This is a genomic window from Lysobacter sp. FW306-1B-D06B (genome assembly GCF_038446665.1).
In the GTDB taxonomy this organism is placed as follows: domain Bacteria; phylum Pseudomonadota; class Gammaproteobacteria; order Xanthomonadales; family Xanthomonadaceae; genus Lysobacter_J.
In genome coordinates this window covers 158,073-181,585 of record NZ_CP151802.1, presented here as the reverse complement: position 1 = coordinate 181,585, position 23,513 = coordinate 158,073, and the positions used below count along the sequence as shown (strand labels likewise).

Below are 23,513 nucleotides of genomic sequence, written 5' to 3'. Positions count from 1 at the left end.
ATCACCATGGAATTCCGCCCGATCCTCAACGCGCTCCTGCGCAACAAGACCGGCCTGCTGCTGATCGCGTTGCAGGTGGCGATCACACTGGCCATCGTGTGCAACAGCGTCTTCATCATCCTGCAGCGCATCGAGAAGGTGAACCGCCCCAGCGGCATGGACGAGCAGTCGCTGTTCACCATCACCAGCCTCGGCTTCGCGCCGGACTTCGACCTGCGCGGCAGTCTGCGCCAGGACCTGGAGGCGCTGCGCTCCATTCCGGGCGTGGTCGACGCGACCACGATCAACTCCGTGCCGCTGTCCAACGGCGGCTGGAGCGAAGGCCTCGAAACGCAGCCCGACAGCGTCCCGCAGGAGCAGCGCAAGAACACGCCGACTGCGCTCTACATCGTGGACGAGCACGGCGTGAACACGCTCGGTGCGCATCTGGTGGCCGGACGCGACTTCACCGCCGACGACGTGAGCTATCGCAGCCGCGACGACAAGGGCACGCCGAACTCGGTCATCGTCACGCAGGCGCTGGCGGACCAGCTCTACCCCGACGGCAACGCGCTCGGAAGGCCCATCTACAGCGGCCTGGGCGGCAAGGGTTCGTCCACCACCATCGTCGGCATCCTGGAGCGATTGCAGGCGCCGTGGGTGGGTTGGGACAAGGTCGAGCACGCGATGCTGGTGCCGCAGTACCAGGACGGCGAGTTCGACAGCTCCGCGCGCTATCTCATCCGCACCGAGCCCGGCCGACGCGACGAAGTGATGAAGCAGGCCGAGCGCAAGCTGGGCGAGGTCAACACGGGCCGCATCGTGCGCGGATTGCGCTCGATCGAGGAAGTACGCGGCGAAAGCTACCGCCAGGACCGTGCCATGACCATCGTGCTGACCACGGTGATCTTCTCGCTGCTGGCCGTCACCGGCCTGGGCATCGTCGGCATGGTGAGCTTCTGGGTGACGCGACGCGTGAAGCAGATCGGAACGCGCCGCGCGCTGGGTGCGCGACGCTTCGACATCCGCCGCTACTTCATGGTGGAGAACGTGATCGTGGTCGGCATCGGCATCGCGCTTGGCCTGCTGATGACCTACGGCTTCAACCTGTGGCTCATGAAGCACTACGAACTGCCGCGCCTGGCGTGGTACTACGCGCCGCTGGGCGCGCTGACCGTGCTGCTGCTGGGACAGCTGGCGGTGTTCGGCCCGGCCACGCGCGCCTCGCGCGTGTCGCCGGCGGTGGCGACGCGGACGGTATGACGTAGCGTCGGCATCCACGCATTCCGGCCGTCATTCCCGCGGGGCGGGAATCCGGCTCCGGCGCCTTAACTCTCCGGAGGCGCCGGAGCCGCACGCCTCGTGCCCGCTTTCGCGGGGATGGCCGCCGGGGTTTTCACCGCGGCGCCGTTCGCCGCCTGCCCACTGCTACCCTAAGCCCCGATGCGGACCATCCTCGTCATCGACGACAACCACGCCGTGCACGTCGCCCTCGACGTGCTGTTCTCGCTGGCCGACCTGCGCGTACTCAGCGCGGAATCGCCCGAGGAAGGCCTGCGGCTGCTGGAAGACGAGACGATCGACCTCGTCATCCAGGACATGAACTTCACCGCCGACACCACGTCCGGCGAAGAAGGCATCGCCCTGTTCCGCACCATCCGCGATCGCTTCCCCGACCTGCCGATCATCCTGCTCACCGCGTGGACGCGGCTGGAGTCGGCCGTCGCGCTGGTGAAGGCCGGCGCCGCCGATTACCTGGGCAAGCCGTGGGACGACCACAAGCTGATGACCACGGTGACCAACCTGCTGGAACTGGGCGAGGCCAACCGCGCGCTCGCGCAGCACCGCGACGGCGAGCGCCGCCGTCGCCAGGAACTGGAACGCCAGTACGACCTGCGCGGCGTGGTCTTCAACGATCCGGCCAGCGAGCGACTCATCAGCCTGGCCTGCCATGTCGCGCGCGCCGACGTGCCGGTGCTCATCAGCGGCCCCAACGGTGCCGGCAAGGAGCGCATCGCCGAGATCATCCAGGCCAATTCCTCGGTGCGCGACGGCCCGTACGTGACGCTCAACTGCGGCGCGCTGCCGTCGGAGCTGATCGAAGCGGAGCTGTTCGGCGCGGATGCGGGCGCCTACACCGGCGCCAACCGCTCGCGCGACGGCAAGTTCGAGGCCGCCGATGGTGGCACGCTGCTGCTGGACGAGATCGGCAACCTGCCGCCCGCGGGCCAGATGAAGCTGCTGCGCGTGCTGGAAACCGGCCGCTTCCAGCGCCTGGGTTCCAACCGCGAGCGGCAGGTGAAAGTGCGCGTGATCGCGGCGACCAACGCCGACCTGCCGGCGATGATCCGCGCCGGCACGTTCCGCGAGGACCTCTACTACCGTCTCAACGTGATCGAACTGCGCGTGCCGCCGCTGGCGGAACGTCGCGGCGACATCCTGCCGTTGGCCGAATCCTTCCTGGAAGGACGCCGCCGTCTCAGCGACGCGGCACGCGGCGCGCTGCTGCGGCACGCGTGGCCGGGCAACGTGCGCGAGATGAAGAATGCGATCCAGCGGGCGCTGCTGCTCGGGCATGCCGACGTCGTGGAAGCCGAAGAACTCGGGCTTCCCGCAACGCCGTACTCGCCGCGAATGCAGGCCGACGGCGAGCTCGACCGCGAGACGATCGAAGCCGCGCTGCAACGCGCCGGCGGCGTGATGAGCCAGGCCGCGGCCGACCTCGGGCTGAGCCGCCAGGCGCTGTACCGCCGCCTGGACAAGCTCGGCATTGCGCGGTGATGCGATGCAACCGCGTGCACGCCACTTCTCGATGGCCGGAAAGCTCGCGCTGCTGCTGTTCGCGGCAATGCTCGCGGCCGTCGCACTGGGCGCGCTGCTGGTCGACTGGCTCGACAACGCACTGCTCGGCGCCAGCCTGACGCTGCTGGTGTGCGCCATCGTCGCGCCGTGGATCGCGCAACGTTACCTGGCGCGCCAGTTGAGCCTGTTCCGCGCGCTGTCGGGATCGGTGGCGAGTTTCCGCGACGGCGACTTCAGCTTCAGCGTCACGCGCCCGTCCAATGACGAACTCGACGATCTCGTCGAAGCGCACAACGAGCTCGGCCGCGTCCTGCGCGAGGAACGCCAGTCGCTGTTCCAGCGCGAACTGCTGCTGGACACCGTGGTGCAGAACACCCCGACCGCGCTGCTGCTCACCGAGAGCCGCGGCGCGATCGTCTACGGCAACCTCGCCGCGCGCCAGCTCTTCCACGACGGCCGCAAGATCGAAGGCCTGAAGTTCGCGCAGCTGATGGAACGCACGCCGGCGCCGTTGCGCGAAGCGCTGGGCGAAGGGCGCGACCGACTTTTCAGTTTCGAGCACGCCGGCCAGGAAGAGACCTACCATCTCGCCCGCCGCGATTTCCACCTCAATGGACGCGTGCACACGCTCTACATGTTCAAGCGCCTGACCGCCGAGTTGAACCGTCAGGAAGTGGCGACGTGGAAGAAGGTGATCCGCGTGATCAGCCACGAGCTCAACAACTCGCTGGCGCCCATCACCTCGCTCGCGCACTCCGGCGCAGAGCTGCTGCGGCGCGAGGATTACGAAAAGCTCGGCCGCATCTTCGAGACCATCGAAGAACGTGCGCGCCACCTGCACGGCTTCCTGCGTGGCTATTCCAGCGTCGCCAAGTTGCCGGTGCCGGAGCCGGAGTGTGTGGAGTGGGTGCCGTTCCTGTCGCGGCTGCAGCAGCATTACGCATTCCAGCGCGGGCCGGTGCCGTCGGAGCCGGCGAACTTCGACCCCGCGCAGGTGGAGCAGGCGCTGATCAACGTGCTCAAGAACGCGCACGAGTCCGGTTCGTCCCAGGACGAGGTCACGCTGACCGTGCGCCAGATCGGCCGCATCGTGCGCGTGGAAGTCAGCGATCGCGGCCCCGGCATGTCCGATGCGGTGCTGGCGAATGCGCTCGTGCCGTTCTATTCGACCAAGCGCACCGGCAGCGGCCTGGGCCTGGCACTGGCGCGCGAGATCGCCGAGGCCCACGGCGGCCGCATCGCGCTGGCCAACCGCGAGGGCGGCGGCCTGACGGTGAGCCTCAGCCTGCCGGTGGAGTGAGGGGCTGTCGATCCACCACCCCAGCGTTCGTCGTACTCAGGAACCGATCGGGTTCCGACGCGGAGGACCGCATGCGCAAGCTCATCGTTTCCGAGTTCATCAGCCTTGATGGTGTGATCCAGTCTCCCGGCGGCCCGGAGGAAGACACCAGCGGCGACTTCCGCCTGGGCGGATGGATCGTTCCCTATGCCGACGAAGCCGGTGGCCGCGACCTGCACGAACTGCTTTTGCAGCCGTTCGACCTGCTGCTGGGGCGTCGCACCTATGACATCTTCGCCTCGTACTGGCCGCAGGTGCCGACGGATTCTGGCGCCCACGCCATCGCCGACCCGTTCAACCGCGCGACCAAGTACGTCGCCACGCACCGGGCCGACGACCTTGACTGGAAAAACAGCCAGGCGCTGGAAGGCCACCTCTCCGACGCGGTGAGCGGCCTCAAACGTCAGGGCGGCAAGACCTTGTTGACCTTCGGCAGCGGCGAGATGGTTCGCCAACTGCTGGCCGCCGGACTCGTCGACGAGCTTCGGCTGCTGATCCACCCGTTGTTGCTGGGACGCGGAAAGCGCCTGTTCGGCGACGACGCATCGCCTTCCGCCTTCACCCTCGCGCATTCGATCACCACGCCCGGCGGCGTGCTGATCAACCGCTACGTGCGCGATGGCGAGGTGCGGACGGGGACGTTCGACCAAGGTGGCTAAGCGCCGCCGGCGTCACGCACGACGCAGCGCGATGGTCTCCCACGTGGCCACGATCATCAGGATCAGCGTCGTCGCCATGCCCAGCGCCAGCGGGGACAGCAGGTGCGCCAGCGCCGCCGGTGCCAGCGCGGCGAGCAGGACGATGCCCGCGCAGTGCGACAGCGGCGGGCCGCGGCGGTCGTTGCAGACCCACTTGAACAGCGCCACGCCCAGCAGGTAGAGCATCGGCCCGCCGATCATCGCCGCGATCGCGGCGCGGCCGTCGCCTTCGAAATGGTCCGGGTGCGCCAGCGACAGCTCGTCCGCCACGGCGCAGACGATGACGCCGGCGATGATCAGCAGATGCAGGTAGGTGTACGCCAGTCGCGCCTGGCGTCCGGGGTCGTCCGAGTGCGCGATGCGATGGCTGGCGCGCTCGGCGCCCGTGTCGAAGTAGATCCACCACATCGCCACGCTGCCGAGGAACGCCACGACGAACGCAGTAACGGTCGGCGTCGTCCACGCCTGCCCGGCGAACGTGGCGCCGGTCACCAGGACCGACTCGCCCAGCGCGATGATCACGAACAGCGCGCACCGTTCCGCCAGGTGGTGGCCGTCGACGTCCCAGTCGATGGTGTGCGAGCGTCCCATGCCCGGTACGTAGAAGTAGAGCGCGGGCGCGAGGTACTCGATGGCGACCGCCGCGACCCACAAGGCCGCGCGCGTCGGTCCCTCGGACAGCCCGCCCACCACCCAGAACGCGCCCGACACCATCAGCCACAGCGCGATGCGCACGAAGTTCTCGTGGAGCACGCGATGACGGCCGCGCATCGCCACGGCGACGAACAGCGTTCGGCCCACCTGCATCGCCGCGAACACCGCGCCGAACACGAGTCCACGATCCGCAAACGCCTGCGGAATCGAGGACGACAGCAGCAGCCCGCCGAGCATCAGCGCGAACAGCAGCATCCGCACCGGCGTGCGATCGGGATCCAGCCAGTTGGTCACCCACGAGGTGAAGATCCACAGCCACCACACCGCCAGGAACAGCAGCAGTGTCTGCAACGCGCCTTGCACAGTCAGGTGCTCCAGGAGCGTGTGCGAGAGCTGGGTCACGGCGAACACGAACACCAGGTCGAAGAACAGTTCGACCATCGCGACGCGGTTGCTGTCGGCGGTGCCACGTTCACGCAGGAGGGGAGAGGAGGGCTTCGTCATGCGGGCTCGGGTGTGCGGGGGCGGCGGACGGTGGAAGGCGCAGTGCCAAGGGTGGCACATGCGCCGGCCGGAGGCCTTCGCGCGGCGGACGGCGCGCGGGCGACCGCTCCCGGGCGACGGCAGGCGTTAGGCTGTCGCCTGCTTCCTGTCCACGCATGCAAGGAGTCGCCCGTGCCCCTGATGAGCCTGATGCTGGCCGCTGCATCGGTCGCGTCCAACGCACCGCCCGCCGCGATCGACGCGCCCACGCGCGCAGCGATCGAAGCCACCTGCTTCGACTATGTCGACGGCCAGCTGGAAGGCGATCCGGCGCGGGTCGCGCGCGCGCTTCACCCCGACCTCGCCAAGCGGCGCGTGCTGGGCGACACCCCGGACGAACGCCTCGGGCTGCGCCGCATGAGCAAGGAGGAACTGGTCGAGCTCACGCGGCAAGGCGCGCTGAAGACGCCCAGGGAGGCGTGGGACCGCGCATGCACCGTGCTGGACGTGGCCGGCAATGCCGCCGCGGTTCGGGCGGAAACGCCCTGGTTCGTCGACTATTTCCACATGGGGAAGTTCGGCGAGCGCTGGGTGATCGTCAACGCGCTGTGGTACTCCAAGCCGAAGTGAAACGCCGGCCGCGCGCTTACGACGCCTGATCGTTTCGTCACGATCCAGTGGCGCTCGGGAATCGAGTGCCTATCCGCGAACGGTGCGGCGGGACTACTCTGGGTGCGTCCAGTCGGATCCCGTAGCGCAGGGCGCCTGGACGCACCGCCCCGCCCGTCGTTCCAGGAGAAGCCGGATGTCCCGGTATGCCGCCTACTTCGCGAGCATCGTGCTCACGGTGCTGTTCGCCTTCGTCGCCTACCTCGACGCGGACTGGTGGTGGGTCGCGGTCGTGTTCGGCGTGTTGGCGCTGCTGGGCACCTGGGACGTGCTGCAGCGTCGAAGCACGCTGCGGCGCAACTATCCGATCCTGGCCTACTTCCGCTACGGCCTGGAATCGATCGGGCCGGAGATGCGGCAGTACTTCATCGAATCCGACACCGCCGAGGTGCCGTTCTCGCGCCAGCAGCGCGCACTGGTTTACCAACGCTCCAAGGCCGTCAACGACACGCGTCCCTTCGGCACGCAGCAGGACGTGTACGGCGTGGATTACGAATGGATCAACCATTCGATGGTGCCCGCCGACATCGCCTCGCACGACTTCCGCCTCACCGTCGGCAACCAGGCGAAGCAGCCGTACTCCGCCAGCGTGCTGAACATCTCGGCGATGAGCTTCGGTTCGCTTTCCGCCGCCGCGATCCATGCGCTCAACGAAGGCGCGCGGCGCGGGCACTTCTACCACGACACCGGCGAAGGCTCGATTTCGCCCTACCACCGCGGGCCGGGCGGTGACCTGGTGTGGGAAATCGGTTCGGGCTATTTCGGTTGTCGCAACGCCGAAGGTCGCTTCGATCCGTCGCGCTTCGCCGACAACGCGCAGCTTCCGCAGGTGAGGATGATCGAGATCAAGCTGTCGCAGGGCGCCAAGCCCGGGCACGGCGGCGTGCTTCCGGGCGCGAAGGTCAGCGCGGAAATCGCCGCCACGCGCGGCGTTCCCGAAGGCGTGGACTGCGTGTCGCCGTCGCGCCACACGGAGTTCGCCACGCCCATCGAACTGCTGGAGTTCGTGGAACGGTTGCGTTCGATGTCGCACGGAAAGCCGGTGGGTTTCAAGCTGGCCATCGGCCACCCGTGGGAGTGGTTCGGCATCGCCAAGGCGATGCGCCAGACCGGTCTGCTGCCGGATTTCATCGTCGTGGACGGAGCCGAAGGCGGCACGGGCGCGGCGCCGGCGGAGTTCATGGACCACGTCGGCGTGCCGATGCACGAAGCGCTGATGCTGGTGCACAACACGCTCGTAGGCCTGAACCTGCGCGGCAGCATCCGCATCGCCGCGGCCGGCAAGATCGTCAGCGCATTCGACATGGCCCGCACGATGGCGATGGGCGCGGACTGGTGCAACGCCGCGCGCGGTTTCATGTTCGCGCTGGGCTGCATCCAGTCGCAAGGCTGCCACACCGATCGCTGCCCGACCGGCATCGCCACGCAGGACCCGGCGCGCTGGCGTTCGCTCGACATCCCGGACAAGGCCACGCGCGTGTTCCAGTTCCACCAGAACACGCTGCGCGGCCTGCGCGACCTGCTCTGCGCGGCGGGTCTGGAGCATCCCGAACAGATCGGTCCCGAGCACGTCCTGCGCCGCGTGTCGCCGGTGGAGGTGCGCTCGCTCGGCGCGCTCTACCGTTTCCTCCAGCCGGGCGAACTGCTCAACGGCATTCCCGACCACGCCGTGTTCAAGAACTTCTGGGATCGGGCGCGCAGCGATTCGTTCGGCCTGAAATGAGCCAATGACGTCGCGCCTGGCTCACCCTGGCGCGTCCATCGGCACCAGCGCGTCGATCGGCGGCAGTTCCGACGGCACGGTGCGGCCGTCGAGCGACCACAAGTCCAGTCCGGCCAGCAGTCCGCCCTGTTCGAAGACGATCGCCACGCAGGAGTGGCCTTCGCGCGTGCGCCACTGGAACTGCGCGAGCACGATCATGCGACCTTCCGGCGCGCGCCTGCCGTCGACGGCCACGTCGATGCTGGCGCAGCCGCAGCCGCAATGGCCGACGACGCGCGCCGCGTCCAGTTGCCGCAGGTACACCGCGTTGTCGCGCGTGCCATGCGTAAGCAGCCATCGCAGCACCGCGCGTTCTTCATCGACGAGCGGGCGGTCCGTGCCGACCGTGCGCGCCGACGCTGTGCTCACGGCTGCGCGATCCGGCCGGCCTCACCGGCACGTGCGCCACGCGGCACGCGCGGCACCAGCATCGGCACTTCGCGGCGGTAGGTCGCGTACTCGGGCAGCGCGTCGATCAGGTCGCGCTCTTCCAGGCGGATCGCCACGAGGATGTAGGCCGTCGTCATCAGCGCGAACACCAGGTGCGTGACGGTCATCGTCGGTGTCGCCCAGAACGCGAAGAACCAGCCCACGTACAGCGGATGGCGCACCAGCCGATACGGCCCCGGCGTCTTGAACGGCAGCGGCGTGTACGGGCGCCCGCGGAACTGCAGCCACACCTGGCGCAGGCCGAACAGATCGAAGTGGTTGATCAGGAACGTCGACACCAGCACCAGCATCCAGCCGAATGCGCACGCCGCCAGCAGCAGGGCGCGCCCGGCTTCGTTCTGCACGTCCCACACCACGCCGCCCAGCGGTCGCCATTGCCAGAACAGCACGATCAAGGCCAGGCTCGACAGCAACGTGTAGGTGCTTCGTTCGGCGGATTCGGGAATCACGCGCGTCCATGCGCGCTTGAACGCCGGACGCGCCATCACGCTGTGCTGCAGCGCGAACAGGGCGAGCAATCCCAGGTTGATCGTCAATGCGGCCGCCAGGCTCGTTTCACGCGGCGAGTCCATCGCCTTGGGCACCCACAGGTTGCCGACGAAGCCGATCGCGTAAAGGAACGTCGCGAAGAACACCGCGTAACAGAACACACCGTAGAGCAGGATCAGGGAACGCTTCATGGCGGCCTCGATGCGCCCGGGAGGGCTTGGGGGAAGTGGCCGCAGCATCGTCCCGCGCACGGCGCGAGCACAGGGGAGGGACGTCCCGGCGCCCGCCCGAAGGCGCCGCTACCGGGGGAGGTTTGTCCCGACTAGACTGACGGCAGGTGCGCGCTGGGGCCTTCGGCCATGAAGCAGTCGATCCGTTACCTGACCGCCGGCGATGGCACGCGCCTTGCGTGGTCGTCGATGGGAACGGGCATGCCGCTGGTGAAGGCGGCCAACTGGCTGAGCCACCTGGAATACGACCTGGAAAGCCCGATCTGGCAGCACTGGATGCGCTTTCTGGGCGGCAATTTCCATTTCATCCGCTACGACGAACGCGGCTGCGGCATGACCGGCGGCGATCCGCGCGGCCTGTCGCTGTCGAACTGGCTGTCCGACCTGGAGGCCGTCGTCGATGCGGCGCAGATCGAGCGCCCGTTCGCATTGCTGGGCATCTCGCAAGGCGCGGCCGCGTGCCTGGCGTATGCGGTGAAGCATCCGCGGCGCGTCTCGCACCTGCTGTTGTATGGCGGCTACGCGCGCGGCGCATACGAACGCGGCAACGCCGAAGCCGCGCGCATGTACCACGCCATCGTCGACATCGCGCGCGGCGGCTGGGACGACCACAATCCGGTGTTCCGGCAATTGTTCACCGCGCGCTTCATCCCAGGTGCCACCGATGCGCAGGTGCAGTGGTTCAACGAACTCGCGCGCACGACCACCACCGCAGAATCGGCCGGCGCATTGCTCGAAGCGCGCGCCCACGTCAACGTCACCGCACTGCTGCCGCAGGTCTCCGTGCCCACGCTGGTGATGCACGGGCGCGAGGACGGCGTGGTGCCGTTGGAAGAAGGCCGCCTGCTCGCCGCCGGCATCACCGGCGCACGTTTTGTCGAACTGGAATCGCGCAACCACGTGCTGCTGGACACCGAGCCGGCATGGCCCCGCTTCTGCGAGGAGATGCTGCAGTTCCTCGGCCGCGACGCCCCGGATGCCCTGGCGGGGCTGACCGGACGCGAACGCGAGATCGTCGAAGGCCTCGTCGCGGGCCGCACCAACGCGGAAATCGCCGCATCGCTGTTCATCAGCGACAAGACGGTGCGCAATTCGTTGACGCGCATCTTCGACAAGCTGGGCGTGCGCTCGCGCACGCAAGCGATGGCGTTGCTGCGCGGCGGTACGCAGCGCGGGTGACGCGTGGGGTGGCTTGCCGGCCGCGAATGCTGAACGGGTCAGGCCATCTGCAATCCGTCTTGCGACGCAGAACGGGCCAAGGCCGCAATCGCGACGGTAGAATGCACGCCCTGCAAGGAGACCTCCCCGGACATGTGATAGCGGCAACTCTCTCGAACGCCTGACCGTGACCTGCCGCCGATGCGGCCATGGACCGGTTGGAACCGCCACGCGGCACAAGTCGGCCGGCGTGGCCTCGATGGAGGATGCCCCATGTCCAACGCGCACATCCGCGCTTGCGATCTTGTTTTTTCATGGCCCGACGGCACGCGCGTGCTGGACGGTCATTCTTTCGTCATCGGCCCTTCGCGTACCGGCCTGGTGGCACCCAATGGTGCGGGCAAGAGCACCCTGCTGCGGCTGATGGCCGGTGAATTGAAACCCGCATCCGGCACGATCCAGGCGCGAGGCGCCGTCGCTTATCTGCCCCAGGGCGTGATGCTCGATGCGCAGGCCTCCGTGGCCGCTGTGCTGGGTGTCGAATCCCGCCTGGAGGCGCTGCATGCCATCGCCGAAGGACGCGGCGCGCCGGCCGATTTCGACCTGCTCGACGGCGAATGGGACCTGCGCGAACGGATTGCCGCAACGCTGGCGCAAGTTGGCCTGGCCGATGTCGCGTTGTCGCGTCGCCTGGCCAGCCTGAGCGGCGGCGAAGCCATGTCGCTCGCGCTGGCGGCGAAGCTGCTCCAGCGCCCGGACATCCTGTTACTGGACGAGCCGACCAATCACCTGGACAGAGCCAGGCGGCAGCGATTTCGCGAAGTCCTGGCGGACTGGCCCGGCTGTGTGGTGGTCGCAAGCCATGATCGCGAACTGCTCAACGACATGGATCAGATCGCCGAACTCCAGAGCACCGGCCTGCGCCTGCACGGCGGAGGTTTCGATGCGTACCTGCGCGCCGCCGTGGTCGAACGCCAGGCGGCCGAGCAGCGCGTGCGCAACCTGCGTGGCGAAGTGGATCGCGAGAAGCGCGGGCGGCAACAGGCCCATGAGCGCGCGGAGCGTCGCATGGGCAATGCGGCGAAAAACCTCGCCAGCTCGGGCCTGCCCCGTATCGTGGCCGGCAATCGCGAACGCGCCGCACAGCAATCCGCAGGCAAGGCCAGGAACGTCCATGTCGCTCGCCTGGCGAGCGTGGGAGCGCAACTGCAGGACGCCACACGGACGTTGGTGGAGGTCGATCCGGTGGATTTCAGCCTGCCCGCCACGCGTGTAGCGTCCGACCGCTTGCTGTTCTGCGCCGATGGACTGCGCATCCGCCAGGGTGATCGCGTGCTGTTTGGCGAGCGAGGCCTGTCGTTGAGCGTCCGGGGTCCGGAACGGATCGCGCTGACCGGCGCCAACGGTGTCGGCAAGACCACGCTGTTGAAAGTCCTCGCGGGGATGCTGGGCCCCGACGGAGGCACCATCAGGAGCGGCAGCGGACGCGTGGCCTATCTGTCGCAGCGCCTGGAGGGGCTGGACCCTTCGCGGTCGGTGCGCGAGAACCTGGACCGTGCCATCCCCGGCATGCCGGCCAATGAAAGAGCCCGCCTGCTGGCCAGGTTGCACTTCCGCGGCGAGCGCATGCACCTGCCCGTGGCTTCCTTGTCGGGTGGCGAGCGCGTGCGCGTGGTGCTCGCCTGCGTGCTGCATGCCATCCCGGCGCCGCATCTTCTGCTGCTCGACGAACCCACCAACCACCTCGATCTGGAGGCGGTGCGCCAGCTCGAACACGCGTTGAGTGCGTACGAGGGCGCGATGATCGTGGTCAGTCACGACGAGACGTTCCTCGCCTCGATTGCGCCCACGCGAAGATGGGAGCTGACCGCCGACGACCTCCGTGAGATCGGGTGAACGATCCGGCTTCGATGGCCGTGCTTGCGCCACGCGCCGCAGCAAGGTGCACAATCGGGATCGCCACGGCCACGTTGTGAGGGATCGCCATGAAGCGCTTGTATGGCCCGACACTTCGCCGAAGCGTCCTGCCTTCACTGCTGCTGGCCGGCGCGCTGGCGGCGTGCACGCACGGTCCGGCACTCAGCACGAACGAACGACTGGCGGTCTACCGCGAGCATGCCGGCGCAGCGGTCGGTTCGTTCCAGCTCGACCAGAGCTCCGGCAAGTTCGAGTGGACGCCGCTCGGGGATCAGGCCCTGGCGATCTGGCCGAGCGCGTTTGGCGGGTACCTGCTGGAATTCCGCACGCGCTGCCCGGCCATCCTCACCGCGCCGCATGTCTGGATCACGCATGACGCCGGCCAGGTCGCCGCGCCGTTGGACAGCGTGATGATGCGCAGCGCCTCGGGAACGGTGACCAGCGCGTGCCGCATCGCCACGATCCGCCCCGTGGACGGCCGATCGTTGTACGAAGCCACGCGGGAGTGGCGCCAGGCCGATGTCATCGACCGCAGCCAGCTGCCGCCCGAGCAGGCCACGCCGTTGCCCTGAATGTCAGCGAGGTGAGCTAATGTCCGCATTCGCCCGATAGCGAACGCGATCATCGGTGTTCGTCGCCGAGTTCGGCATGACGCCTGGCGCGTTCCGGCGACTCGCCCTGAGGGCAGGGCAGAGGTTTCGCGGGTACAAGATGGGCGAGCGCGCGGGCGATAGAATCGCTGAAACCGGGGGACTTCCATGAAACGAGCGCTTCTTTGCCTTTGCCTCGCCACGGCCTCGTGCGCCGTGGCCGCCGCCGATCGAGAGCCGTTCCAGCAGGCCCAACAGGCGGTCGAGAAAGGCGAGTACAAGGCCATCACCAGCATCCTGGTCGCGCAGGACGGCAAGGTCGTCTACGAGCACTACTTCGACGAGGCCGGAGCGCAAGGGCGCCGCAACACGCGTTCGGTGACCAAGACGGTGGCGGGAATGCTCGCCGGGCTGGCGATCGAGGACGGCAGGCTGGTCGGCGCGTCCGCGCGCATCTTCGACGTGCTCCCGCCCGATCGCCGGCAGAAGATGCTCAACCCCGATCCGCGCAAGGAGGCGATCCGGGTCGAAGACCTGATGACGATGTCGTCCATCGTGGAATGCAACGACGACGATCAGTTCTCGCGCGGCAACGAAGAGCGGATGTATCTGATCGAGGACTGGGTGCAGTTCTACGCCGATCTTCCGGTGCAGGGCTTTCCTGGCTGGATGCCGAAACCGGCCGATTCGCCGCACGGCCGCAGCTTCCGTTACTGCACCGCCGGCGTGAGCGCGCTGGGCGAGGTGATCCAGACCGCCGTGCGCGAGCCGCTGCCGTCCTACGCGCAACGACGCCTGTTCGATCCGCTCGGCATCCAGGCGCCCGAGTGGCAGTTCTCGCCGCTGGGCCTGGCCCAGGCCGGTGGTGGCCTGGGGCTGCGCACGCGCGATCTGTGGAAGCTGGGCCAGCTGTATCTCGACGAAGGGCGCGCCGGCGGCAAGCAGGTGGTTCCCGCGGCATGGGTGCGTCAATCGCTGTCGCCGCAAGCGACCGCGCGCGACGATGCCGATTACGGCTACCTGTGGTGGCTGATGAAGATTCCCGACGGCAATGGCGGCGTCATCACGGCGCCCACGATGGCCGGCACCGGCGGCAATGCGGTGTACCTGCTTCCGCCGAAGCGGGCCGTGGTGGTCATCACCACGACCAATTACCGCGAACGGCAATCGCATGCGCTGACGCTCAAGCTGCTCACGCAGGAATTGATGCCCGGCCTGTAACGGACCCGCCCGAAACGCTGCGTGCGAATGCGCACGCAAGCGTGGCCGGCCCCGGCATGCATGAGCTCACCCGAACTTTCATCGTGCAATGGCAGCTGCGCTGACGGCCAACCCTCCATCACAGGTGCTCAGGGAATGAAGAGACTCCACCTTCTTGTTCTGGTCGTTTCGATGCTTGCCACCGCCGCCTGCGGCCGGGCATCTTCGCTCCATGGCCAGTGGGCCGTGGACGTCGAGGCGACGATCGAAAAGGCGAAGGACGCCGGCATCCCGGCTTCGCAGTCGCCTCGCATTCGGGAAATCTACGACGGGGGGCAGCTGGAGATAACGCGCGAAACGCTGGTCATGAGGGTCGCCGGCTATCCGGAGGCCGTTGCCCGCAATTACAAGGTCTTCGCCGAGGCGGGCCCCTGTTACATGCTGGAGATCGACGGCGCGCCCGGCGTGCACAACTACTGCGTCGAGAACGGCCGTCTGATCGTGAACGACCCCGGCGCGAAGATGGCGATTGTCTTCAAGCAGGCGTAGTGCATCCGTGCGAAGCCGCGGGCGCACTTCGCAGTCAGCGTAGCCGGCACGGGGCGCATGTTCCGGGGACTGTGGCTCGCGCCCCTTCCCGGGTTACGCTTGCCGCGAACCTTGGCGAGGTGAGGAGAGATCCCATGGCTGAAGATGTTGCCGCTGCCAACGTCAACCGCTCGTACCAGCTCGCGGCGTCGAGCATCGCGATCTTCACGTTCCTGCTGTTCTTCCTGTATCCCAAGTACACGGCCGGCCAGATCGACGGGTTCGTATACCAGGCCGCGTTGATCGCGATGGGCGTGGCGACGTTCGGGTTCGCGTTCTCGTCCTTCTACTACTACGGCGCATCGCTGGCCGGTCGTATCGACGATGACGAACGCGCCCGCTACTCGCGTCGGGGCGATCGCCTGTGGCTGATCGGCTGCATCCTGCTGTTCCTCACGCCGAGCCTGATCCTCTACACGGTCGGGCTGCTGATCGTCGCGGCGGCATGGTTCGCTCTGTGGCTGGTGTACGTGCTCTTCGTGATGCGTCATTTCCCGCGCATCCAGAGTGCGGGAAAGGACTGAGGGCGCAGGCGCAGGCAGTCCGATGCCTGAATGCGCCCGTGTTGTTCGCGAAGATCGCATTCACCGCTCCGGCACGGAGCCTTCAGTAGGGTGCCTGCTTCTCCGGGAGGCACCGACGATGACCAGGCCATTCGTACTCACTGTCGCCGCGCTCGCGTTGATGCTCGTGGGCGTCGCGCAGGCGCAGGTTCGTACCGAGCGCGTGCAGTTCGCCAAGGGCGCGTCCTCGAAGACGATCACCGGCAGCATCAAGGGCGACGAGAGTGTCGATTACCTCGTGGGCGCCCGTGCCGGCCAGACGCTCTCGGTCACCTTGAAGCCGGGCAATGCATCGAACTACTTCAACGTGCTGCCGCCCGGCTCGGACACGGCGCTGTTCGTCGGCTCCTCGTCGGGAAACACGTACAGCGGGCGCCTTCCGGCCAATGGCGACTATCGGGTCCGCGTGTATCTGATGCGCAACGCCGCACGCCGCAACGAGGCGGCCAACTACACGCTGACGATCGGCGTGACGGGCGCTGCGGCATCGGCGGCACCCGCGGCACCGGCCGGTAGCGCGGTGGTGACACCCGGCAACATGCCGGCGTTCTGCCGCGGCGAAGTGGCCGGCAACTACGGCACGCGGCCGGCCTACGTGAAGACCGATCCGGTCGTGCGACGCAAGGATGGAGGCAGCTCCATCACCGGCACCGTCGACAAGGGCAACGAAGGCGTGAAGCGGTTCGAATGCCGGTTCGACGCGAAAGGTCGCTTCATCGACGTCATGGCGCTGACCAGCGACGGCGAATGAAGCGGCGCGACATGCCCGCTCGGCCGCGAGGGTAGCGGCCCCCACGACCCGGCGACGAACCGACTAGACTCGGCATCCATCGCTCATGGGGGGAGCCATGGACCCGTACCAGTCGCCGACCCGAAACATCACCGTCGCCGAGATGCCACCGCTTCGGTGGCGAAGAATGCTGGTATGGGCCGTGCTGATCTTTGCCGCTGCGATGAGCATCGCGACGATCAGCGGCCTGAGCATGGCGTACTGGCCGCTGTACGGTGGCTCCATGGAGGAGGCCGTGGCCAACGCGCGGCTCGTTCGTCGGATCCTGTACGTCGTGGTGGGGGCGTTCCTCTACTGGCGATTCGCCGCCCCCATCCGCTCCCGGCGACTGTTGCACGTGGTCGTGCTCTACCTCCTGGTCCAGCTCGTCGACATGGGCGTCATGCGGTTCTTCATGGGGGCCACGCTGCGCGAATTATTCGATGTGGGGGCCCTGGGTCGTAGCCTGATGGCGGCCGCGCTGGGATACGCCGCGGCCCGTCTGGGATCGGGCCCGCGATCGGCCGCGCTTTCCGCCCGCTGAGCAGGCCGCCCGACTCGGCACATTCCTGCGCGCCGGAACCCCGGCGCCCGAGGACGTACTCCACAGTTCGGACTTCGTCGTGCCTCCGGGCACGCGCATCTAGTCCGTTCGTCACTTGACGCCCCCCGATCCGGCTCCCCACAGTCGGCGAGTTCTTGTCTCGTTCGTTCGCCCGCCGCGCCGCACCGGCGCCACCGGGCCCATTTGGGGGTACGACAACAGTGGATAGACGCTCCTTCCTTACGATGTCCGGCATTGGCGTGGCCGGCTTGATGATGCCGTTCGGCAAGTCCATCGCCGCCGAAGCCCTGCTCACCACGATGGACGTGGGCAAGAAGAAGGCCCTGGCCGACGCCGCGCTGCAGTCCGCCACGTCCGCCGGCGCGACCTACTGCGACGTGCGCATCGGCCGTTACCTGCGCCAGTTCGTGATCACCCGCGAGGACAAGGTCCAGAACGTGGTGAATACCGAGTCCACCGGGATCGGCGTGCGCGTGCTCGTCAACGGCGCGTGGGGCTTCTCCGCCACCAACGATCTGAGCACGCAGGGCGTGGTCAAGGCCGCGCAGCAGGCCGCCGCGATCGCCAAGGCCAACGCGAAGATGCAGAGCGCGCCGGTGCAACTGGCCAAGACGCCGGGCGTGGGCGAAGTGTCGTGGAAGACGCCCATCCGGAAGAACTCGATGGAAGTGCCGCTCAAGGACAAGGCCGACCTGCTGCTGGGCGTGAACGCCGCGGCCATCAACGCAGGCGCGAACTTCGTCAACTCCATGCTGTTCCTGGTGAACGAGCAGAAGTACTTCGCCTCCACCGATGGCAGCTACATCGACCAGGACGTGCACCGCATCTGGGCGCCGATGACCGTCACCGCCATCGACAAGGCCACCGGCAAGTTCCGCACGCGCGACGGTCTGTCCTCGCCGATGGGCATGGGCTTCGAATACCTGGACGGCGCGGCTTCGGGCAAGGTCGTTTCGCCCAACGGCGTGGTCAACTACGGCCTGTCGTACGACATGATGGAAGACGCCGTCGCTTCGGCGAAGCAGGCACGCGCCAAGCTCAGCGCGCCGTCGGTGAAGCCGGGCAAGTACGACCTCGTGCTCGATCCGTCGCACACCTGGCTCACCATCCACGAGTCCATCGGCCACCCGCTGGAACTGGACCGCGTGCTCGGCTACGAAGCCAACTACGCCGGCACCAGTTTCGCCACGCTGGACAAGCAGCGCGAGAAGTTCCAGTACGGCAGCGGCAACGTCAACGTCTTCGCCGACAAGACGCAGGTCGGCAGCCTGGGCGCCGTCGGTTACGACGACGAAGGCGTGAAGACCAAGAAGTGGGACCTCATCAGCAACGGCAAGCTGGTGGACTACCAGACCATCCGCGACCAGGCCCACATCCTGGGCAAGACCGAATCCGACGGCTGCTGCTACGCCGACTCGTGGTCGAGCGTGCAGTTCCAGCGCATGGCCAACGTGTCGCTCGCCCCGGGCAAGAACAAGCTGTCGGTCGCCGACATGATCAAGGACGTCGAGAACGGCATCTACATCATCGGCGACGGCTCGTTCTCCATCGACCAGCAGCGCTACAACGCGCAGTTCGGCGGCCAGCTGTTCTACGAGATCAAGAACGGCAAGATCACCCAGCAGATCGAGGACGTGGCCTACCAGATCCGCACGCCGGAATTCTGGAACGCCTGCGTCGCCGTCTGCGACGAAAGCGACTACCGCCTGGGCGGTTCGTTCTTCGACGGCAAGGGCCAGCCGGGCCAGGTCTCGGCGGTCTCGCACGGTTCGAGCACGGCGCGCTTCAACGGCATCAACGTCATCAACACCGCCCGCAGCCTCGGCTGATCGCGCGCTGGAGAATCACTAAATGAGCATCTTCACCGAAGAACAGTCCAAGGCCATCCTGGACAAGGTCATCAAGCTGTCCAAGGCGGACCAGATCAGCGCCACGCTGTCGGGCTCCATCGACGGCAACATCCGTTTCGCGCTGAACAACATCTCCACCAGCGGCATCGTGGACAACACCGAACTCGCCGTGGAAGTCGCCTTCGGCAACCGCGTCGGCACGGCGACCATCAACGAGTTCGACGACGCCGCGCTGGAACGCGTGGTGCGTCGCGCCGAAGACCTCGCCCGCCTGGCGCCGGAAAACCCGGAGTTCATGCCGGCCATCGAGAAGCAGACCTACAAGCCCAGCCCGACCTTCAGCGAATCCACGGCCGCCATCACGCCGGAATACCGCGCGAAAGTGGCGGCCGATTCGATCGGTCCGTGCAAGGGCGAGAAGCTGATCGCGGCGGGCTTCCTGGAAGACGGCCAGAACTTCGTGGCCATCGCCAACAGCCACGGCAACTTCGCCTATCAGCGCGGCGGCACGTTCAACTACACCTGCACCGTGCGCACCGAAGACGGTCGCGGTTCGGGCTGGGTCGGCCGAAACCTCAAGGACGCATCGGACTTCAAGGCCGACGCCGACATCCGCACCGCCATGCGCAAGGCCACCGAATCGGCCGAAGCCAAGGCGCTGGAGCCGGGCAAGTACACGGTGATCCTGGAACCGGCGGCCGCCGCGGGCCTGATCTCGTTCATGATGAATTTCTTCGACGCGCGCCAGGCCGATGAAGGCCGCAGCTTCCTGTCGAAGAAGGGCGGTGGCAACAAGCTGGGCGAACAGGTCTACGACTCGCGCGTGAACATCAGCGCCGATCCGTGGGACCCGCGCGCGCCGGTGCTGCCGTGGGATTCGGAAGGCCTGCCGCGCGAGAAGATGGCGATTGTCGAGAACGGCAAGGTCGTCGCGCTGAACTACTCGCGCTACTGGGCCAAGAAGCAGGGCAAGCGCGCCGTGGGCGAGCCGGGCAACCTGCTGGTGGCCGGTGGCGACAAGTCCACCGCCGACCTCGTTCGCGGCACGCAGAAGGGCATCCTGGTCACGCGCACCTGGTACATCCGCATGGTCGATCCGCAGACCGTGCTGCTGACCGGCCTCACGCGCGACGGCACGTTCTACATCGAAAACGGCCAGATCAAGCACCCGGTGAAGAATTTCCGCTTCAACGAGTCGCCGGTGATCATGCTCAACAACATCGAGGAACTCGGACGCCCGGTGCGCGTGGCCGGCGATGAATCCTCGTTCGTGATGATGATCCCGCCGATGAAGCTGCGCGATTTCACCTTCACCTCGCTGTCGGATGCGGTTTGACGCAAAGGGTGTTCGATCGTGCAGCGTCGTGATTTCCTCCACCTGACCGGTGCAAGCGTCGCCGGCATGCTGTTGCCCCATACCTCTGCATGGGGCAACAGCATCGCCGCCGAAGCCTTGCTGGAGCCGGTCGACACCGTGCGTCGGCGCAAGCTCGCCGACGCCGCCCTCACCACCGCGAAGGCCGGCGGCGCGCAGTACTGCGACGTGCGCGTGGGCCGTTACCTGCGCCAGTCGGTCATCACGCGCGAGTCGCGCGTGGAGAACATCGTCAACGGCGAGTCCTCGGGCGTCGGCGTGCGCGTGCTCGCCGACGGCGCGTGGGGTTTCGCCGCCACGCACCTGCAGACGCCCGAAGCGGTGGCCGATGCCACCCGCACCGCGCTGTCGATCGCCAGGGCGAATGCGCGCAACCAGACGCGCAAGGTGGAACTCGCGCCCACGCCGGGCGTCGGCGAAGTGCGCTGGGCCACGCCGATCCGCAAGAACGGCATGGAAGTGCCGATCAAGGACAAGGTCGACCTGCTGCTGTCGGTGAACGCCGCGGCGATGAAGGCCGGCGCGGATTTCTTCAACTCCACGCTGTTCCTGATCAACGAGCAGAAGTACTTCGCCTCCAGCGACGGCAGCTACATCGACCAGGACATCCACCGCATCTGGCTGCCCGTCACCGCCACCGCGGTGGACAAGGCCAGCGGCAAGTTCCGCACGCGCAACGGCCTGTCCGCGCCGATGGGCATGGGCTACGAGTACCTGGACGGTGCGAAGTCGGGCAAGTTCGCGCTGCCCGGCGGCATCACCGCTTACGGCACCAGTTACGACGTGATGGAAGACGCGGTGGCCGCCGCGCGCGACGCACGCGCCAAGCTCAAGGCGCCGTCGGTGAAGCCGGGCAAGTACGATCTCGTCATCGACCCGAGCAACCTGTTCCTCACCATCCACGAGAACGTGGGTCACCCGCTCGAACTCGACCGCGTGCTCGGCTACGAAGCCAACTACGCCGGCACCAGCTTCGCCACGCTCGACAAGCGCGATGCGGGCTACAAGTGGGGCAGCGACATCGTCAACTTCGTCGCCGACAAGACGCGTCCGGGCAGCCTGGGCGCGGTGGGTTACGACGACGAAGGCGTGAAGACGAAGCAGTGGGACCTGGTGCGCGACGGCGTCCTTGTCGACTACCAGGCCACGCGCGATGAAGCGCACATCCTGGGTCATGCGCAATCGCACGGTTGCAGCTACGCCGATTCGTGGTCGAGCGTGCAGTTCCAGCGCATGGCCAACGTCTCGCTGATGCCGGGCAAGACGCCGCTCAGCGTCGCCGACATGGTCAAGGACGTGGAAAACGGCCTGTATATCCACGGCCGCGGCTCGTACTCCATCGACCAGCAACGCTACAACGCGCAGTTCGGCGGTCAGCTGTTCTACGAGATCAAGAACGGAAAGATCACCGGCCTCGTCGAAGACGGCGCGTACCAGATCCGCACGCCGGAATTCTGGAACGCCTGCGTGGGCATCTGCGACGAGCGCGACTTCCGCCTCTACGGTTCGTTCTTCGACGGCAAGGGCCAGCCGAGCCAGGTCTCGGCGGTTTCGCACGGCGCGGCCACGGCACGGTTCAACGGCGTCAACGTCATCAATACCGCGCGGTCGATATGAACCGCGCGCAGTTCCTCCGCCTGATGCTGGGGGGCGCGGCAGCGGCGCTGCTGCCTCCTCTGGCACGGGCGGCGGGCGCGGAGTACGACTTCTGGCTGACCCGCCTGAAGTACGACTCCGGCGACTGGGACGTGGACCAGCGCATGCCGGCGAACCTGGTCACCTCGCTGATCGACTACACCACCCTGCGCGTGGACCCGAAGGAGCATGTGATCGCGCTGGCCGATCCGAAGATGCTCACCGCGCCGTTCTGCTACCTCGCCGGCCACAAGCTGGTCGAGTTCAACCCGGCCGAGCGGCGCAACTTCGAACGCTACGTGCGCAACGGCGGCTTCGTGTTCGTGGACGATTGCAACCACGACATCGACGGCTTGTTCGCCAAGTCGTTCGAAGAGCAGATGGCGTCGATCTTCGGGCCGAAGGCCTTGAAGAAGCTGCCGAACAACCACGCGCTGTACCGCAGCTTCTTCCAGTTCAAGGACGGCCCGCCGGCCACGACCTTCGAGCTCAATGGTTGGGGCGACGACCTGGTGCACGATTATCTGAAGGGCATCGAGATCGACGGCCGCCTGGGCGTGCTCTACAGCAACAAGGACTACGGTTGCGAGTGGGACTACGACTGGCGCAACAAGCGTTTCCTGGCCGAGGACAACACGAAGTTCGCGGTCAATATCGTGATGTATGCGTTGAATAGCTGACACCCCGGTCGTCATTCCCGCTTTCGCGGGAATGACGAGCAACGAGCGAAGGCGGACCGAAACGACATGAACGACACCCTCACCGAAGCCGACCTCAAGGCGCAGCTCGAGAAGCTCGGCACGCTGCGCAACGCCATCGCCCAGGCCATCGTCGGCCAGGACGCCGTGGTCGAGCAGCTGCTCATCGGCCTGCTGGCCGGCGGCCATTGTTTGCTGGAAGGCGTGCCGGGCCTGGGCAAGACGCTGCTGGTGCGCTCGCTCGGGCAGGCGCTGGAGCTGCAGTTCCGCCGCGTGCAGTTCACGCCGGACCTGATGCCCAGCGACATCCTCGGCACCGAACTGCTGGAAGAGGACCACGGCACCGGCCATCGCCACTTCCGCTTCCAGCCGGGCCCGATCTTCACCAACCTGCTGCTCGCCGACGAGCTCAACCGTACGCCGCCAAAGACGCAGGCCGCGCTGCTGGAAGCGATGCAGGAGCGCACCGTCAGTTATGCCGGCGTCACGCATTCGCTGCCGGCGCCGTTCTTCGTGCTCGCCACGCAGAACCCGATCGAACAGGCCGGCACGTACCCGCTGCCGGAGGCGCAGCTCGACCGCTTCCTGCTGCACATCCGCGTCGACTACCCGACCGAGCGCGAGGAGCGCGACATCCTCGCCCAGACCACCGGCACGCACTCGGCGCATGTGCCCAGCGTGATGCACGGTGAGGAAGTGCTGGCGTTGCAGGCACGCGTGCGCGAAGTGCATTTCGGCGAAGACCTGCTCGGCTGGGTGACGCGACTGGTGCGCGCGACACGCCCGGGTGAGGCGTCGCCCGTGGAAGTGAAGCAGTGGGTGAAGTGGGGCGCCGGCCCGCGTGCGGGCCAGTCGCTGGTGCTCGCCGCCAAGGCGCGCGCGTTGCTGCACGGACGCCTTGCTGCCACGCGCGAGGACATCGCCGCGCTCGCCGCGCCCGTGATGCGTCATCGCCTGCTGCTGTCCTTCGCTGCCGAAGCCGAACAGAAGGGCGCCGACGACGTGATCGCCGCGCTGCTGCGCGCCGTGCCGTTCAACGCCTGATCGAAA

22 protein-coding genes are annotated in these 23,513 nt (G+C 67.2%); 19 read left to right on the top strand and 3 right to left on the bottom strand.

The window, feature by feature from the left end; translation table 11 throughout:
* The first annotated feature begins 6 nt into the window (after positions 1-6).
* The 4 genes from AAFF32_RS00850 to AAFF32_RS00835 all read left to right on the top strand — a co-directional run bounded on the left by AAFF32_RS00850 (position 7) and on the right by AAFF32_RS00835 (position 4,779).
* On the top strand, positions 7-1,242 hold the full coding sequence (locus AAFF32_RS00850) for an FtsX-like permease family protein (protein WP_342316174.1): 1,236 nt from the start codon (positions 7-9) through the stop codon (positions 1,240-1,242).
* 180 nt (positions 1,243-1,422) lie between these two features.
* Positions 1,423-2,760 (top strand): sigma-54 dependent transcriptional regulator, encoded by a 1,338-nt coding sequence (locus tag AAFF32_RS00845; RefSeq protein WP_216965827.1) that lies wholly within the window; start codon positions 1,423-1,425, stop codon positions 2,758-2,760.
* A gap of 4 nt (positions 2,761-2,764) precedes the next feature.
* A complete protein-coding gene (locus tag AAFF32_RS00840) occupies positions 2,765-4,081 on the top strand; it encodes an ATP-binding protein (RefSeq protein WP_342316173.1) in 1,317 nt (438 codons plus the stop codon).
* A 71-nt stretch (positions 4,082-4,152) separates the two neighbouring features.
* Positions 4,153-4,779 carry a dihydrofolate reductase family protein gene (locus tag AAFF32_RS00835; protein WP_342316172.1) on the top strand — a complete coding sequence of 209 codons (627 nt, stop codon included), beginning with the start codon at positions 4,153-4,155 and terminating at the stop codon, positions 4,777-4,779.
* Positions 4,780-4,791: 12 nt separating this feature from the next.
* Here the strand turns inward: AAFF32_RS00835 and AAFF32_RS00830 are convergent, their stop codons facing one another.
* Positions 4,792-5,976 carry a low temperature requirement protein A gene (locus tag AAFF32_RS00830; protein WP_342316171.1) on the bottom strand — a complete coding sequence of 395 codons (1,185 nt, stop codon included), beginning with the start codon at positions 5,974-5,976 and terminating at the stop codon, positions 4,792-4,794.
* A 180-nt stretch (positions 5,977-6,156) separates the two neighbouring features.
* Here AAFF32_RS00830 and AAFF32_RS00825 point away from each other — a divergent pair, with 180 nt between their 5' ends.
* Positions 6,157-6,585, top strand: a complete 429-nt coding sequence (locus AAFF32_RS00825; RefSeq protein WP_216966140.1) for a nuclear transport factor 2 family protein — start codon at positions 6,157-6,159, stop codon at positions 6,583-6,585.
* Between the two features lie 175 nt (positions 6,586-6,760).
* Positions 6,761-8,347: an FMN-binding glutamate synthase family protein gene (locus tag AAFF32_RS00820; protein ID WP_342316170.1), complete on the top strand. Its 1,587-nt coding sequence runs from the start codon at positions 6,761-6,763 to the stop codon at positions 8,345-8,347.
* 21 nt (positions 8,348-8,368) lie between these two features.
* On the opposite strand, the gene AAFF32_RS00815 is transcribed toward AAFF32_RS00820, so the two are convergent.
* Both AAFF32_RS00815 and mddA read right to left on the bottom strand, forming a co-directional pair.
* On the bottom strand, positions 8,369-8,755 hold the full coding sequence (locus tag AAFF32_RS00815; protein WP_342316168.1) for a hypothetical protein: 387 nt from the start codon (positions 8,753-8,755) through the stop codon (positions 8,369-8,371).
* A complete protein-coding gene (mddA, locus tag AAFF32_RS00810) occupies positions 8,752-9,516 on the bottom strand; it encodes a methanethiol S-methyltransferase (RefSeq protein ID WP_216965838.1) in 765 nt (254 codons plus the stop codon). The genes AAFF32_RS00815 and mddA overlap by 4 nt, the downstream gene beginning before the upstream one ends.
* Before the next feature lie 168 nt (positions 9,517-9,684).
* Here mddA and AAFF32_RS00805 point away from each other — a divergent pair, with 168 nt between their 5' ends.
* The 13 genes from AAFF32_RS00805 (at position 9,685) to AAFF32_RS00745 (ending at position 23,507) form a co-directional block, all read left to right on the top strand.
* A complete protein-coding gene (locus tag AAFF32_RS00805) occupies positions 9,685-10,734 on the top strand; it encodes an alpha/beta fold hydrolase (RefSeq protein ID WP_342316166.1) in 1,050 nt (349 codons plus the stop codon).
* A gap of 252 nt (positions 10,735-10,986) precedes the next feature.
* Entirely contained in the window at positions 10,987-12,609 is a 1,623-nt protein-coding gene (locus tag AAFF32_RS00800) for an ABC-F family ATP-binding cassette domain-containing protein (protein WP_342316165.1), read from the top strand.
* Positions 12,610-12,698: 89 nt separating this feature from the next.
* Positions 12,699-13,202, top strand: coding sequence for a DUF6491 family protein (locus AAFF32_RS00795; RefSeq protein WP_342316164.1), 504 nt, complete (start codon positions 12,699-12,701; stop codon positions 13,200-13,202).
* A gap of 186 nt (positions 13,203-13,388) precedes the next feature.
* Positions 13,389-14,441 (top strand): serine hydrolase, encoded by a 1,053-nt coding sequence (locus tag AAFF32_RS00790; protein ID WP_342316163.1) that lies wholly within the window; start codon positions 13,389-13,391, stop codon positions 14,439-14,441.
* Between the two features lie 135 nt (positions 14,442-14,576).
* Positions 14,577-14,969 carry a hypothetical protein gene (locus AAFF32_RS00785; protein WP_342316162.1) on the top strand — a complete coding sequence of 131 codons (393 nt, stop codon included), beginning with the start codon at positions 14,577-14,579 and terminating at the stop codon, positions 14,967-14,969.
* Between the two features lie 134 nt (positions 14,970-15,103).
* On the top strand, positions 15,104-15,532 hold the full coding sequence (locus AAFF32_RS00780) for a hypothetical protein (protein WP_216965850.1): 429 nt from the start codon (positions 15,104-15,106) through the stop codon (positions 15,530-15,532).
* A gap of 118 nt (positions 15,533-15,650) precedes the next feature.
* On the top strand, positions 15,651-16,322 hold the full coding sequence (locus tag AAFF32_RS00775; RefSeq protein ID WP_342316161.1) for a hypothetical protein: 672 nt from the start codon (positions 15,651-15,653) through the stop codon (positions 16,320-16,322).
* 97 nt (positions 16,323-16,419) lie between these two features.
* Complete coding sequence (locus AAFF32_RS00770) at positions 16,420-16,884, top strand: hypothetical protein (protein ID WP_342316160.1); 465 nt, start codon at positions 16,420-16,422, stop codon at positions 16,882-16,884.
* 221 nt (positions 16,885-17,105) lie between these two features.
* On the top strand, positions 17,106-18,734 hold the full coding sequence (locus AAFF32_RS00765; protein ID WP_216965855.1) for a TldD/PmbA family protein: 1,629 nt from the start codon (positions 17,106-17,108) through the stop codon (positions 18,732-18,734).
* Between the two features lie 22 nt (positions 18,735-18,756).
* Positions 18,757-20,091: a TldD/PmbA family protein gene (locus AAFF32_RS00760; protein ID WP_342316159.1), complete on the top strand. Its 1,335-nt coding sequence runs from the start codon at positions 18,757-18,759 to the stop codon at positions 20,089-20,091.
* Between the two features lie 18 nt (positions 20,092-20,109).
* Positions 20,110-21,747 carry a TldD/PmbA family protein gene (locus AAFF32_RS00755; RefSeq protein ID WP_342316158.1) on the top strand — a complete coding sequence of 546 codons (1,638 nt, stop codon included), beginning with the start codon at positions 20,110-20,112 and terminating at the stop codon, positions 21,745-21,747.
* Positions 21,744-22,445: a DUF4159 domain-containing protein gene (locus AAFF32_RS00750; RefSeq protein WP_342316157.1), complete on the top strand. Its 702-nt coding sequence runs from the start codon at positions 21,744-21,746 to the stop codon at positions 22,443-22,445. Before AAFF32_RS00755 ends, AAFF32_RS00750 begins: the two co-directional genes overlap by 4 nt.
* A 66-nt stretch (positions 22,446-22,511) precedes the next feature.
* On the top strand, positions 22,512-23,507 hold the full coding sequence (locus AAFF32_RS00745; protein WP_342316156.1) for a MoxR family ATPase: 996 nt from the start codon (positions 22,512-22,514) through the stop codon (positions 23,505-23,507).
* The last annotated feature ends 6 nt before the right edge of the window (positions 23,508-23,513 follow it).

What these genes read in the sequence shown, in the direction of transcription:
- AAFF32_RS00825 (WP_216966140.1), top strand. Translation starts at nt 6,157, where the DNA reads ATGAGCCTGATGCTGGCCGCTGCATCGGTCGCGTCCAACGCACCGCCC.
- AAFF32_RS00840 (WP_342316173.1), top strand. Translation starts at nt 2,765, where the DNA reads ATGCAACCGCGTGCACGCCACTTCTCGATGGCCGGAAAGCTCGCGCTG.
- AAFF32_RS00780 (WP_216965850.1), top strand. Translation starts at nt 15,104, where the DNA reads ATGGCTGAAGATGTTGCCGCTGCCAACGTCAACCGCTCGTACCAGCTC.
- AAFF32_RS00760 (WP_342316159.1), top strand. Translation starts at nt 18,757, where the DNA reads ATGAGCATCTTCACCGAAGAACAGTCCAAGGCCATCCTGGACAAGGTC.
- AAFF32_RS00800 (WP_342316165.1), top strand. Translation starts at nt 10,987, where the DNA reads ATGTCCAACGCGCACATCCGCGCTTGCGATCTTGTTTTTTCATGGCCC.
- AAFF32_RS00845 (WP_216965827.1), top strand. Translation starts at nt 1,423, where the DNA reads ATGCGGACCATCCTCGTCATCGACGACAACCACGCCGTGCACGTCGCC.
- AAFF32_RS00745 (WP_342316156.1), top strand. Translation starts at nt 22,512, where the DNA reads ATGAACGACACCCTCACCGAAGCCGACCTCAAGGCGCAGCTCGAGAAG.
- AAFF32_RS00820 (WP_342316170.1), top strand. Translation starts at nt 6,761, where the DNA reads ATGTCCCGGTATGCCGCCTACTTCGCGAGCATCGTGCTCACGGTGCTG.
- mddA (WP_216965838.1), bottom strand. Translation starts at nt 9,516, where the DNA reads ATGAAGCGTTCCCTGATCCTGCTCTACGGTGTGTTCTGTTACGCGGTG.
- AAFF32_RS00750 (WP_342316157.1), top strand. Translation starts at nt 21,744, where the DNA reads ATGAACCGCGCGCAGTTCCTCCGCCTGATGCTGGGGGGCGCGGCAGCG.
- AAFF32_RS00830 (WP_342316171.1), bottom strand. Translation starts at nt 5,976, where the DNA reads ATGACGAAGCCCTCCTCTCCCCTCCTGCGTGAACGTGGCACCGCCGAC.
- AAFF32_RS00775 (WP_342316161.1), top strand. Translation starts at nt 15,651, where the DNA reads ATGACCAGGCCATTCGTACTCACTGTCGCCGCGCTCGCGTTGATGCTC.
- AAFF32_RS00770 (WP_342316160.1), top strand. Translation starts at nt 16,420, where the DNA reads ATGGACCCGTACCAGTCGCCGACCCGAAACATCACCGTCGCCGAGATG.
- AAFF32_RS00835 (WP_342316172.1), top strand. Translation starts at nt 4,153, where the DNA reads ATGCGCAAGCTCATCGTTTCCGAGTTCATCAGCCTTGATGGTGTGATC.
- AAFF32_RS00785 (WP_342316162.1), top strand. Translation starts at nt 14,577, where the DNA reads ATGAAGAGACTCCACCTTCTTGTTCTGGTCGTTTCGATGCTTGCCACC.
- AAFF32_RS00850 (WP_342316174.1), top strand. Translation starts at nt 7, where the DNA reads ATGGAATTCCGCCCGATCCTCAACGCGCTCCTGCGCAACAAGACCGGC.
- AAFF32_RS00795 (WP_342316164.1), top strand. Translation starts at nt 12,699, where the DNA reads ATGAAGCGCTTGTATGGCCCGACACTTCGCCGAAGCGTCCTGCCTTCA.
- AAFF32_RS00805 (WP_342316166.1), top strand. Translation starts at nt 9,685, where the DNA reads ATGAAGCAGTCGATCCGTTACCTGACCGCCGGCGATGGCACGCGCCTT.
- AAFF32_RS00790 (WP_342316163.1), top strand. Translation starts at nt 13,389, where the DNA reads ATGAAACGAGCGCTTCTTTGCCTTTGCCTCGCCACGGCCTCGTGCGCC.